Below are 12,881 nucleotides of genomic sequence, written 5' to 3'. Positions count from 1 at the left end.
GAGAAGAGCAATGAATGATAGATGGTTATCTGTTGATGAAATTGGCGAGTACCTCGGCGTTAAAAGAGATACTGTCTACAAATGGATTAATGAAAGAGGCATGCCTGCCAGTAAGATTGGGCGCCTTTGGAAATTCAAAATTAATGAGGTTGATAGTTGGATTAAAAAAGGATCAAAACAAGAATCTGATATATGTTAAAGTTAGAAGATATTAAAAAAGACGCACAGGTTCGCGGCATCCAAGCAGAAGAGATTGTGCGCGTAGTACAGGTAGAGCCAATCGGTGATGCAGCTATCACGGTCTATTATAAAGACAGCCAAGGCAATCTCGGTGAGCAAATGCTGTTTCGTTCGGATGAGGCTCGCCTTGAACTAGCCACTATTGGCCGGCCATGGGCATTTGACGCCCCGGGAGCGGAATTCAAGCTTGGACTGGAAGCTTACCGAATTAGCCAAGCAGCCTTATTTGACCCTATGATGGCAGTACATACATCAAACGTGGAGCCACTGCCACATCAGATATCTGCCGTTTACGAGGCCATGCTTCCCAAACAACCGCTGCGTTTTGTGCTGGCAGATGATCCAGGTTCCGGTAAAACCATTATGGCAGGCCTGTTAATTCGTGAGCTCATCATGCGTGGCGATGCCAAGCGTATACTCATCGTTTCACCTGGCTCTCTAACCGAACAGTGGCAAGATGAATTATTAGAAAAGTTTGGCGTCACCTTTGATATTTTCAGCCGGGAAAAACAAGAGCAATGCGCTTCAGGCAACTACTTTGATGAAGCCGACCAACTTATCTGTCGTTTGGATCAATTGTCTCGAAACGAAGAACTCCAAGAAAAGCTTAAAAACACTGAATGGGACATAATCATTGTTGATGAGGCACATAAACTATCGGCCAGTTATTTCGGATCAAAGATCAACAAGACCAAACGTTTTCAGCTAGGTGAAATGCTCGGCTCAATTACCCGCCATTTCTTGTTGATGACAGCAACTCCGCACAATGGTAAAGAAGAAGATTTCCAAACTTGGCTTTCCTTACTGGATGGCGACCGCTTCTATGGCAAATTCCGAGAAGGTGCTCACAAGGTTGACGTATCAGATATGATGCGCCGCATGGTTAAAGAAGAATTGCTTAAGTTTGACGGTACACCACTTTTCCCGGAGCGTAGAGCCTATACCGCCAACTATGAACTCTCTCCTATGGAGGCGTCACTTTACGAACAGGTCACCACCTATGTTCGTGAAGAGATGAACCGCGCCGACAACCTCGACAGTAAAAAGAAAAATAATGTCGGTTTTGCATTAACCATGTTGCAACGGAGGCTCGCGTCCAGCCCAGAAGCAATCTATCAATCGCTGAAACGTCGCCGTAAACGTTTGGAAGATCGCCTGGAAGAAACGAAGCTAATGGCCCGAGGACAGACAGTTAAAAAGGATAATGTTGCCGAAACACTAGGTGGATACAACCTTAAAAAACAAATTGATTTACCTGATAATTTCGATGAAATAGATGAAGATTTAAGTGCAGAAGAATATGAGATTCTTTCAGAGCAAGTGGTCGACCAAGCTTCTGCATCAGAAACCATCCCTGAACTAGAAGCCGAAATACTTATCCTGAAGGATCTTGAGAATCAAGCGCTCAAAGTCGTCCAATCAGGTAACGATAAAAAGTGGGAAGAACTCTCCTACCTTTTACAAGACAAACCAGAAATGCTCACAACCAGCGGTGCTCGTCGCAAACTGATAATCTTTACAGAACATAAAGACACCCTGAATTACCTGGCCAAGCGTGTTGGAGACATGCTCGGTAACGAAAACGCTGTTCGCACCATTTATGGCGGCACCAATCGAGATGAACGGCGCAAAGTGCAGGAAGAATTCCGCAACGACCCCGAAGTAATTGTACTCATCGCCACCGATGCTGCGGGCGAAGGTGTTAACCTACAAAACGCCAATCTCATGGTCAATTACGACCTGCCCTGGAACCCCAATCGCCTTGAACAGCGCTTTGGTCGTATCCACCGTATTGGTCAAACCGAAGTTTGCCACCTCTGGAACATTGTCGCTTCTGAAACTCGTGAAGGCGAGGTGTTCAAAAAGCTCTTTGACAAAATAGAAATCGAAAAAGAAGCATTGGGAGGAAAAGTTTTCGACGTGCTTGGTGAGGCCTTTGACAATGTCTCATTAAAAGATTTACTTGTTGATGCCATTCGATACGGCGAGGCACCAGAAACTAGGGCCAAGATGAATGAAGTGATCGATTCTGCGCTTGATTCCGAACACCTAAAAGAAATCCTTCGTCGTAACGCTTTGGTTGAGCAGCATATGGGACTCGAAGAGCTCTATGCGGTAAAAGCAGAAATGGAAAAAGCAGAAGCGCGTAAACTTCAGCCATACTTTATCCGCGCCTTTTTCACGGAAGCCTTTCAAATCTTGGGTGGAGAGATGCGTAATCGTGAGCCTGGCCGCTTTGAAATACGCCATGTTCCTGCTGCCATTCGTGAACGTGATCGCATCATTGGTGAAACAAGAACACCCGTGTTACGCAAGTACGAACGCATCTGCTTTGAAAAGAACCATGTTCGCCAGCAAGGCAAACCCATGGCGGAAATGATTCACCCTTTGCACCCATTGATGCATTCTGCAACCGATTTGGTATTAGAAGCCCACCGTTCCAAACTAAAACAAGGTGCAGTACTGGTTGATCCAAATGACGATGGCCTAGACCCCAAAGTGCTGTTTATGTTGGATCACACAGTAAGAGAAGGCGGTAACTCAATCAAAATCGCCTCTCGACGTTTAGAGTTCATAGAAATTGATGAAAGAGGTAATACCATTAATGCAGGCTGGGCACCCCACTTAGATCTACAGCCTATCGATGATTACGACCATGACCTGATTAGCGATATTCTGAATGCTCCTTGGTTAAACAACAAGCTAGAAGCATTGGCACTAAACCACGCTTCACTAAAGTTAGTACCGGAGCATTACACTGAAGTAAAAGAGCGTCGCGAACGCCAGGCCAATAAAACCCTCGCAGCAGTAAATGAACGACTGGTAAAGGAGATCAACTATTGGTCTGACCGTTACATTAAACTTCAAGACGATGTAAATGCCGGCAAACAGCCACGCATGCAACCCGAAATGGCGCGTCGCCGAGTAGATGAACTCACCGCTCGATTAGAACAACGAAAAGCCGAACTGGAAGCACTGAAAAATGTGGTATCCAGCACCCCAGTGGTAATAGGGGGAGCATTAGTCATTCCTAAAGGCTTGTTGGCTCATCGCAAAGGCGAAACGCAATTTAGTGTCGATGCTGAATTCCGTTCTCGAATAGAGAGTATCGCAATGAATGCAGTGATTGATACCGAGCGCAGTTTTGGCTTTGAGGTAAAGGATGTAGGTACCGAAAAATGTGGTTGGGATGTTACCTCGCGCCCACCTACAAATGCAGATGGTTCAATAAGACAAGATAGGCATATTGAAGTGAAAGGACGGGCCAAAGGTCAAAACACCATCACGGTTAGCCGTAACGAAATTATTTACGGCCTAAACCAAGCAGACAAATTTATGCTTGCCATAGTCATTGTCGATGGAGAAGAATTCGAAGGGCCGTTTTATATAAAAAAGCCTTTTACCGTCGAGCCAGATTTTTGTGTAGCAAGTATTAACTATGACCTCAGTGACCTGCTGTCGAAAGCAATTGCGCCTGAGCAAACTATTTAGGGCAGATAATGAGCAAAATAAAGATTCCAAAGAAATTGATTGAGGTAGCCTTGCCGCTTGATGATATTAACGAGCAAGCGACTCGTGAAAAATCAATTCGAAAAGGTCATCCATCAACCTTGCATTTGTGGTGGGCTCGTCGTCCTCTAGCTACTGCTCGCGCTATTTTATTTGCACAACTGGTAAACGATCCGGGAGGTGACCGAGGCTGGTACAAGGGTAAAACTAAAAAACAAGCAGACTTAGAACGTGAAAGGTTATTCGAGATTATCCGCGAAATGGTGAAATGGGAAAACCTCAATAATGAAGAGCTACTTGATCGTGCACGCCAAGAAATTGTTAAAAGTTGGAAAGAAACCTGTGAACTTAATGAAGGTAAATTCGGTTTTGATCCGGATGTTTTGCCAGAATTTCACGATCCCTTTTCAGGAGGTGGTACAATACCTGTTGAAGCACAGCGACTTGGCCTTAAGCCCATTTCTACAGATTTAAACCCTGTAGCTGTCACAATCAATAAAGCAATGATTGAGATTCCACCACGTTTTGCCAATCAACCACCTATCGGTCCAGAATTAGAGAATCAAAAAACAATACCAATTCAGGATTGGAAATTAGCAACGGGTCTTGCTGAAGATGTGAGACGCTATGCAAAAGTTTTATCAGATAAAGCCTTTGAGGCAATTGGAGATTATTATCCGAAATTAAAAGTACATGAAAGCTTTGGTGGAGAAGATGCAACGGTTATAGCCTGGCTTTGGGGGAGAACAGTTGCTAGCCCCAATCCAGCAGCGCAAGGAAAACATGTTCCATTGGTATCAACGTTCTGGCTGTGCAAGAAAAAAGGAAAAGAAGTGTATATCAAGCCCATGGTTGATGGCCTTGAGTATAAATTTGAACTTCACCGAGGAATCCCTGAAAAACCGGAAGAAATAAAATCCGGCACAAAGTCAGCAAGAGGAGCGAACTTTACCTGCATCTTAACTGGCAGCCCAATTACGGCAGATTACGTCAAAGCTGAAGGCAAAGCTGGTCGTATGGGTTGGAAGCTATTGGGTATAGTGGCTGAAGGAAAAAAAGGTAGACTTTATGCAGAGGCAACACCCGAACAAGAAGAGATAGGTTTGTCTGCCAAACCTAACTGGCGACCAGATTTTCCATTGTCTACCCACCCTCAGTACATGAGTGTGACCAATTATGGTCCTTCAGTTGTGGCTGATCTATTTATGGATCGTCAGACATTAGCTCTGAATACATTTGCTGAAAAGCTTACTGAAATGCATAAGCTGATACATGCTGATGCATTAAAAGCAGGGATGGAAGATGACAACACCACACTCAATGAGGGGGGATACGGAGCAACTGCCTATGCTGATGCAATATGCATTTACCTCGGTTTAGGAATTAGCCGATTAGCTAACCGTCAGTCAACAAATACTTTCTGGGAAAACAGTGCTGAAAAGATACAGCAAGTTTTTGCTCGACACGCTTTACCCATGATTTGGGATACAGCTGAAGGAAACCCTTTTAGCAATTCATCTGGAAATTTTTACGGACAAATTGAATACTTAGCAAACTCCATTGCGACTCTCCCCGCAGAAGGAAAAGAGGGTGTTGCATTTCAAAAAGACGCTCAGTCTGCTGATTACAAGAATCAAGTGATATCTACAGATCCACCGTATTATGACAATATACCTTATGCGGATCTCTCAGACTTCTTCTATGTCTGGCTACGTCGTAGTTTAAAAAATTTTCTACCCGATACTTACTCTACGATGTTAGTGCCTAAGCACGAGGAGCTGGTAGCTGACCAAAAGCGTCATGGAGGACGAGAAAACGCTGAGAAATTTTTCATGAAAGGTATGACAGATGTCATGCATCAAATTGCTGTCAACTCTCATCCTGCGTTTCCAGTAACCATTTATTATGCATTCCGCTCGTCCGAAACAAATGAATCCGGTACATCTTCCACTGGTTGGGAAACATTTTTGGAAGCAGTGATTCGTGCAGGTTTTGTTATCTCAGGCACATGGCCAGTTCGTACTGAGTTAACTGGAAATCTGAAGAAGAATTTTAACGCGTTGGCTTCATCGATTGTTCTAGTTTGTCATCGGCGAGAAACGGGCTCTGGAACAATTTCTCGACGGGAATTCCAGCGAGAGCTTCGTTCTCAACTGCCAGAAGCATTAGATGCCATGATGGGGGGGACTCTTGGTCAGTCTGTTGTTAAACCAGTGGATATAGCGCAATCTGCGATTGGGCCTGGCATGGCTATCTATTCGAAATATGAGGCAGTTCTAAACCAAGATGGTACATCAATGAGTGTGCATGATGCACTCAAAATCATTAATAAGACCAAAGATGAAATATTAGGCGGTGTTGGTTCAGAGGATGCTGATACAGGCTTTTGTATAGACTGGTTCACCAGTGTAGGTTGGTCAGCAGGTAATTTTGGGGATGCAGATATACTTGCGCAAGCAAAAGGCACTTCCCTACCTAGAGTAAATGCGTCTGGTGTGATTAAGTCAGGCTCAGGAAAAGTAAGGTTACTAAAATGGAATGAATACCCTACCGACTGGGACCCTAAAACAGATAACCACATGCCTATATGGGAAGCTTGTCACCACATGATTCGTGAGATGAATCAAAACGGTGAAGACAGTGCTGGAGCTCTACTTGCACGTATGCCTGAGAAAGGTGAACAAATACGCCAATTGGCTTATCACTTGTATACGCTGTGCGAACGCAAAAAGTGGGCAGAAGAAGCCCGCGCCTATAACGAATTGATAGGTTCCTGGCATGCCATTATAGCTGCTTCACACGTAGTTGGCCATCGCGGTACCCAGCTAGGACTTGAATTAGAATTTTAGGGGAAAAAAGAATGAGTTTAAAACCATGGCGTGAAATTGCCCGGCCTCACAAAGACGTATTAGAAGGCACTTTTAAGCAATCTGAGTTTGCAGCAGATATTTCTCAAGTGGCTTCTGGTACCGCGACAGATGAATACCAAGATGCCGAGAAATTCTTCTCCCGTACCTTTATTACCGAAGGTATGCGTTTATTGTTGATTTCGGTGGCCCAGCGCTTAGTGGGCCAAGGCGGCGACCCGGTCATTCAGCTACAAACTGCCTTTGGTGGTGGTAAAACCCATACCATGTTAGCAGTTTTACACTTGGCATCTCGCCAAGTGAGCACCGATAGACTGCTAGGCATTCCACCAATATTAGATAAAGCTGGTATTCAAGATTTGCCCAGCGCCAAAGTAGCGGTGATCGATGGCATCAAACTATCCCCTAGCCAGCCACAACAACATGGCACAGGAAACCAGAAACTTGTAGTGAATACCTTGTGGGGCGAACTCGCATGGCAATTGTTAGGTGAAGAAGGTTACGCCATGGTTGCACAAAGCGATGCTGATGGTACCTCTCCTGGAAAAGAGGTGTTACGCCAGCTGATTGAAAAAGCCGCGCCTTGCGTTATTTTGATTGACGAGTTAGTTGCTTTCATTCGTCAGCTGGAATTGGGTAAACAATTTAAAGCCGGTACCTTTGATAGCAATATTTCATTTATTCAGGCGCTCACTGAAGCGATGAAAACCGTACCTAACGCCATTCTTTTAGCTTCATTGCCAGAATCCGAGTTGGAAGTAGGGGGTATAATGGGTCAGCGTTCGCTGGAATCTTTAGAAAAATACTTTGCCCGTGTTGAGTCAATTTGGAAACCTGTTGCCAGCACAGAGGCCTTTGAGATTGTACGTAGACGGTTATTTGAATCAGCCGGTGAGAGAGCAGAAATCGAGGGCATTAGCCGTCAGTTTTCAGATTTTTATCGCACCCACAGCGATAAATTTCCCCTAGAAACTCAATCAAATGTTTACTTTGAACGTCTTTGTCAATCTTATCCTATTCATCCTGAGGTGTTTGATCGTCTATATGAAGATTGGTCGACACTTGATAAGTTCCAACGCACCCGTGGTGTCTTGCAGTACATGGCGATTGTCATTCATCGCCTTTGGAATTCAGACAATAAAGATGCATTGATTATGCCTGGCTCTATCCCCCTAGATGACAGCAATGTGCGTAACAAGAGCATTCACTACCTGCCTCAAGGATGGGAACCCGTGCTGGAAAAAGAAGTGGATGGGCCGCGTTCAGAACCTGCTGACATTGATGGACATGATACGCGATTTGGTAGTGTGCAAGCGGCACGTCGTGCAATGCGAACCATTTTTTTGGGTAGTGCGCCTTCAAATGCAGCACAAGGTGTTAAAGGACTCAACCAAGAACACATCTTATTGGGTTGTGTCCAACCTCGGCAAACAATCGGCGTTTTTGAGGATGTGCTAAAACGCTTACGCGACCGTTTGCACTACTTATACTCAGAGCAAGAACGTTACTATTTGGACACACGACCAAACCTGCGTCGTGAGATGGAAAGTCGCAAACAAAATATAAATCAGCAACAAGAATTGCACCCTTTATTAAAGGAGAGTGTCGCTCGTATATTTGGCCGTAATCACTGTTTTGGCGGGATTCATGTATTCACGCCATCCATTGATATACCGGACGACTATGCCCTTGGCCCACGTTTAGTTGTGTTGCCACCCAGCGCAGCCTATAGCCGTGGTGATGCAAGACTTACTTACGAAGCTGCTGAAGAAATACTTCGCAATCGTGGTGATCAGCCTCGACAAAAACAAAACCGCCTTATTTTCTTTGCCGCAGATTATGATGTTGTCAGTCGTTTAAATGATGCGGGAAAAACATACCTTGCTTGGAAAAGCATAGTGTCAGATGTAACAGACGGAAAACTGGACTTAACGGTATCGCTGTCTAAACAAGCTATACGCAATGCGGAAGTGGCTGAACAAAGCTTACAGCAAATTGTACGCGAAACATATAAGTGGATTATCTGCCCAGTTGAAGATTTCGTGCGTGGTAAACCAGAATTAACATGGGAGGCAGTTTCTGTATCACCTGCGACACAAAATCTGATCGCTGAAATTGAAAATACGCTACGTGAAGAAGAGTGGTTGACTTCTGAGTGGAGTCCTATTCACCTGCGTAACACTCTACAGAAATGGTATTTTAAAGATGGCGTCAAAGACGTGAGCGCATTAAAAGTATGGCAAGACAGCTGCCATTATCTTTACTTACCTCGCCTGGTCAATGATCAGGTATTCAAAAATGCCATCACCTCAGGTTTGAATAGTGAGGATTACTTTGGCTTTGCCTCCGGAAAAGATGGCGACCGTTATTTAGGTTTTATTTTTGGTTGTGACTCCATGCCAACATTGGACGAATCTTCATTGCTGATTGAGCGTGAAGCCGCCGCTGAATATCGCGAGCGTACTAAACCCGTACCCCAACCCGAGCTTATACAATCTACCGGAGGCAAACCGACTCCTTTGACCACCGGTGTAGCAGGAACAACTAGTGGTTTTCATCCACAACAGTTACCGAGTAAATCTACATCAATGCCACCACCTATCCAAACTGCAGTAAAAAGACAGTTTTACGGCAATATTGAGCTAGACCCTGTGAAAGCCAAAATGGAATTCGCCACCATCGTTGACGAAGTGGTGCAGCAGTTCACTGCCAAACTTGGTGTTGAAGTTTCAATATCCGTAGAAATTCAAGCTAAGTCTAAGGATGGTTTTGATGAAGCACTTCAGCGCACGATAACAGAAAATTGTAATGTACTGCGGTTTAGTAGTTCTGAGTTTGATGAGGAATAGAGGTGAATCGAGATTATTGACGATCAAATTATCACCGTGGTGGATAATTAATCTCTTAACTCTCGAACTAAACCAACCCCGCATCCAATAATCTGGGCCTGCATTTCGTTGGAACCAACACGAATGTCAGCCCAGTCCTCATTAAGAGCAATCAACTCAAATTCCCGTACTTCTTTAGCGACAGATAATTGCTTATACTTACGAACAATGACTTCCTGCTCTCCTTCAATCAAAGCCACTATAAAATCGCCAGGCTTAGGACTAGTATCAGGATCTACAATGAGGACATCATTAATCCGAAACTCTGGCATCATGCTTTCATCCTTAATATGCAGCGCAAAAGCATTTTTTCCAATGCTATCACTAACAGCTGTACTGACAGGAATAAATTCAACTTTATTATCAACATCTTCTTTAATTTTCTGGATGAAAACAGCCGGATCAATAGCTTGTTTGTAATCTAAGACAGGAATCAATGCACCCATGCCAAGAGATTTTGTCATCTTCCCTTCACGGTTATCAGTTAAACACATCAAATAAGAAGCTGAAACTTCTAGTGCATCTGCCAACAATTTAATTTCTGTTGGGCCAGGGGTACGGTCCCCTCTTTCATAATTATTAATACGTGAAATTTTCAGCTCACTGGTCAACTCAGCCAATGCTTTTCTAGTCAATCCTTTGGCCTTTCTTTCATTCATGATTCTTTGGCCAATTTTCTCTTTGATGTTCATACCTATTCCACGGTGTTTGGTTAATAAATTAATCCATTTATATATTGACTATAACTCAATTTGTGTTATTTTGAGATCTATAAAATACTCGTTTTGAGTAGTTAAGCTCATTGAGAGCTATTTAACGTCTTAAGTTCTCAAAATGGTACCACAAGTTTCCTAGGGCGCTAAGACTTTTAGTTAAGGAATAACGGATTATTTATGTACTTTACAGTGAATGACAAGGAATTGGATGCGCTCTGTGGGCTTTCATATATCCAGCAAATTACTTACTTAAGAGGGATTCGACCCTACATGGATCGCAATACTTTCATAGTAGGGATTAAGCGACGTATTAGTTACCAATCGCTGGCTGAGGTGCTTTATATTGAACCCCATCAAGGCATTACAGAATCTGGAAATCCTAGCCGTCAGCAAATTCGAAGAGCCGTTAAAGGGCTTGAACGCTCAGGACTTATTGTCATTCAGTCTTTCGATAAACATCTTATTTTAAAATGTCTTTTAGCGGATATCAATTATTGTGTCCAAAATAAACCCGGCACAAACCCGACACAGCAAGCCGACACAAAGCCGCATGCGAAACTCCCTATAAATACAGGGTATTCTGAGGGTGTAGGAGCAAAAGCCGACACAGATGAAATCCTAAAAGCCGACACACCTCTAATAAAAGAAAATAATTATATTTATTTATTACAACGCTTCGACCATTTCTGGCGTATGTACCCCGAGAAAAAGTCACGTGAACGTGCCTTTGAAATCTTTAAACAAATCAATCCAGATGAGCCTTTGCTGCAAAGCATGCTGCAAGCCCTAGATCAACAAATCAAAACCCGTACAACAAAAGAGGCCCATGGGGAATGGGTTCCAGCATGGAAATTTCCAGCCAATTGGTTGTCTCAAAAATGTTGGGAAGATGAAGTCAAAGTCGAATTAACGCAGGAGAAAAGGAATGAGAAGTGCGGCACAAATACTAAGAGCGGAGCCATTGATCCATTCTGGAACCCAGAAGCAGGAGATACAGCAATCAGCGGTGAAGACGAATATCAGCAATCAAACGTCATCAACCTGCAATGCTACCGACAGTAGAAAAAAGTGTATTGAAAACCTGTTTACACGCTTTGCAGTTTTCTATGGGCATTTGTGGCGCAGTCAGTTCAAGAGTGATGGATTTTTAGAGTTTGCCAAGAAGGAGTGGCTGGAGGGCCTAAATCAATTCAGTGATGAGATTTTGAATCAGGTCATTATTGATTGCCGTGATCATTGCGAAATGCCTCCTACCCTACCGCAAATGATTGGCTTTTGTCGCGATATCAAAAGGCGAAATTCTTTTGACATCGCACCAGAGAAACACCAACCAGCCAGCAAAGAAGTGGTTGAAGAGAATATCAGGCAGTGCAAAGCCTATTTATTTAAATAATAGAAGGAGAAGCAATATGTTGGTTTTAACAAGAAAAGTTGGGGAGTCCGTTGTTATCAGTGAGGAAGTTTACTGCACTGTAGTGGGTTATCGTGATGGTGAAGTTCGCCTTGCTTTCGATGCCCCTCAATCGATCCCTGTTCACCGTGATGAAATCCAAAGACGTATTTATCGAGAACGCCAAAAAGATCAATGGTTCAGCGACTGTCCTTCCAATAAGGAAAGCATTGTTGACCGTTTAATTAGCAAATTCAAACACAGCTTGAAGTCAGCTTAAAAACATCGAGGATTATTCGTATGAAAGCACAAGAAGAACAAGGAATAACGGTTAAAGACCGCGCCCGTGAAAAGCTAAGGCGTGATTTGGGTGGCATGATTGAACAGGCGCTAAGTGATCCTAAAACCGTTGAAATTATGCTCAATGCAGATGGCAAACTTTGGCAGGAACGTCTTGGTGAAACAATGCGTTGTATAGGTAGTATCAATGACGCTCGTGCTGAATCCATCATTAAAACTGTTGCAGGCTTTCATGGTAAGGAAATAACCCGTTTTAATCCGATACTGGAAGGTGAGCTGCCACTGGATGGATCACGTTTTGCAGGGCAGCTGCCACCAGTGGTCTCAAAGCCAACATTTGCAATTCGTAAAAAAGCCATTTCGGTTTTTACACTGGACGACTACGTAAAATCAGAAATTATGACGGAAGCACAATGTGCAGTGATTAAAAAAGCTGTTATTGCACATCGAAACATTCTAGTTATTGGTGGCACGGGTTCTGGGAAAACTACATTAGTGAACGCCATTATCAATGAAATGGTTCGTAGTTCACCATCCGAGCGCGTCTTCATAATTGAAGATACTGGTGAAATTCAATGCGCCGCTGAGAACTGCGTTCAATATCACACCACTATTGATGTCAATATGACCCAGCTTTTAAAAACCACTCTTAGGATGCGGCCAGACCGAATCCTTGTTGGTGAAGTTAGAGGAAGTGAAGCACTGGATTTACTCGATGCCTGGAATACCGGGCATGAGGGTGGTGCTGCTACTTTGCATGCCAATAACTGTCTTGCAGGACTTCATCGTTTGAAATCACTCATTACCCGTAACCCCGCAGCGCCTACTGAAATTGAACCTTTGATTGGTGAGACGGTTCATTGTGTGGTGCATATCGCAAGAACCCCGCAAGGACGCAGAGTTGAAGAAATCATATCAGTTAAAGGATATGAAAACGGTCATTTCAACATCGAACAACTTATTTAAGGAG

9 protein-coding genes are annotated in these 12,881 nt (G+C 43.7%); 8 read left to right on the top strand and 1 reads right to left on the bottom strand.

The window, feature by feature from the left end; genetic code table 11:
- Positions 1-10 precede the first annotated feature (10 nt).
- The 4 genes from Ljam_RS12960 to Ljam_RS12945 all read left to right on the top strand — a co-directional run bounded on the left by Ljam_RS12960 (position 11) and on the right by Ljam_RS12945 (position 9,466).
- A complete protein-coding gene (locus Ljam_RS12960) occupies positions 11-199 on the top strand; it encodes a helix-turn-helix domain-containing protein (RefSeq protein ID WP_058450414.1) in 189 nt (62 codons plus the stop codon).
- Positions 193-3,732, top strand: coding sequence for a helicase-related protein (locus Ljam_RS12955; protein WP_058450413.1), 3,540 nt, complete (start codon positions 193-195; stop codon positions 3,730-3,732). Before Ljam_RS12960 ends, Ljam_RS12955 begins: the two co-directional genes overlap by 7 nt.
- An 8-nt stretch (positions 3,733-3,740) precedes the next feature.
- A complete protein-coding gene (locus Ljam_RS12950) occupies positions 3,741-6,599 on the top strand; it encodes a DUF1156 domain-containing protein (protein WP_058450412.1) in 2,859 nt (952 codons plus the stop codon).
- Between the two features lie 182 nt (positions 6,600-6,781).
- The gene (locus tag Ljam_RS12945) at positions 6,782-9,466 is read left to right on the top strand and encodes an ATP-binding protein (protein ID WP_202967569.1); all 2,685 of its coding nucleotides are present in this window, start codon (positions 6,782-6,784) and stop codon (positions 9,464-9,466) included.
- Positions 9,467-9,513: 47 nt separating this feature from the next.
- Here Ljam_RS12945 and Ljam_RS12940 read toward each other — a convergent pair whose 3' ends face one another.
- Complete coding sequence (locus Ljam_RS12940; protein ID WP_058450410.1) at positions 9,514-10,197, bottom strand: helix-turn-helix domain-containing protein; 684 nt, start codon at positions 10,195-10,197, stop codon at positions 9,514-9,516.
- Positions 10,198-10,398: 201 nt separating this feature from the next.
- On the opposite strand from Ljam_RS12940, the gene Ljam_RS12935 reads away from it, so the two are divergent.
- Genes Ljam_RS12935 through trbB form a run of 4 tightly spaced genes read left to right on the top strand, consistent with a single transcriptional unit; the run spans position 10,399 to position 12,877 of the window.
- Positions 10,399-11,283: a hypothetical protein gene (locus Ljam_RS12935; RefSeq protein ID WP_058450409.1), complete on the top strand. Its 885-nt coding sequence runs from the start codon at positions 10,399-10,401 to the stop codon at positions 11,281-11,283.
- Between the two features lie 19 nt (positions 11,284-11,302).
- Positions 11,303-11,614, top strand: a complete 312-nt coding sequence (locus tag Ljam_RS12930) for a hypothetical protein (RefSeq protein WP_058450829.1) — start codon at positions 11,303-11,305, stop codon at positions 11,612-11,614.
- A gap of 16 nt (positions 11,615-11,630) precedes the next feature.
- The gene (gene csrA / locus Ljam_RS12925; RefSeq protein WP_042754971.1) at positions 11,631-11,891 is read left to right on the top strand and encodes a carbon storage regulator CsrA; all 261 of its coding nucleotides are present in this window, start codon (positions 11,631-11,633) and stop codon (positions 11,889-11,891) included.
- A gap of 20 nt (positions 11,892-11,911) precedes the next feature.
- A complete protein-coding gene (trbB, locus tag Ljam_RS12920) occupies positions 11,912-12,877 on the top strand; it encodes a P-type conjugative transfer ATPase TrbB (RefSeq protein ID WP_058450408.1) in 966 nt (321 codons plus the stop codon).
- Positions 12,878-12,881 lie beyond the last annotated feature (4 nt).

It is taken from the genome of Legionella jamestowniensis (assembly GCF_001467745.1).
GTDB classification, from domain to species: Bacteria; Pseudomonadota; Gammaproteobacteria; order Legionellales; family Legionellaceae; genus Tatlockia; species Tatlockia jamestowniensis.
The sequence above is the reverse complement of the archived record's forward strand: the minus strand, read 5'-3'. Positions and strand labels throughout refer to the sequence as shown.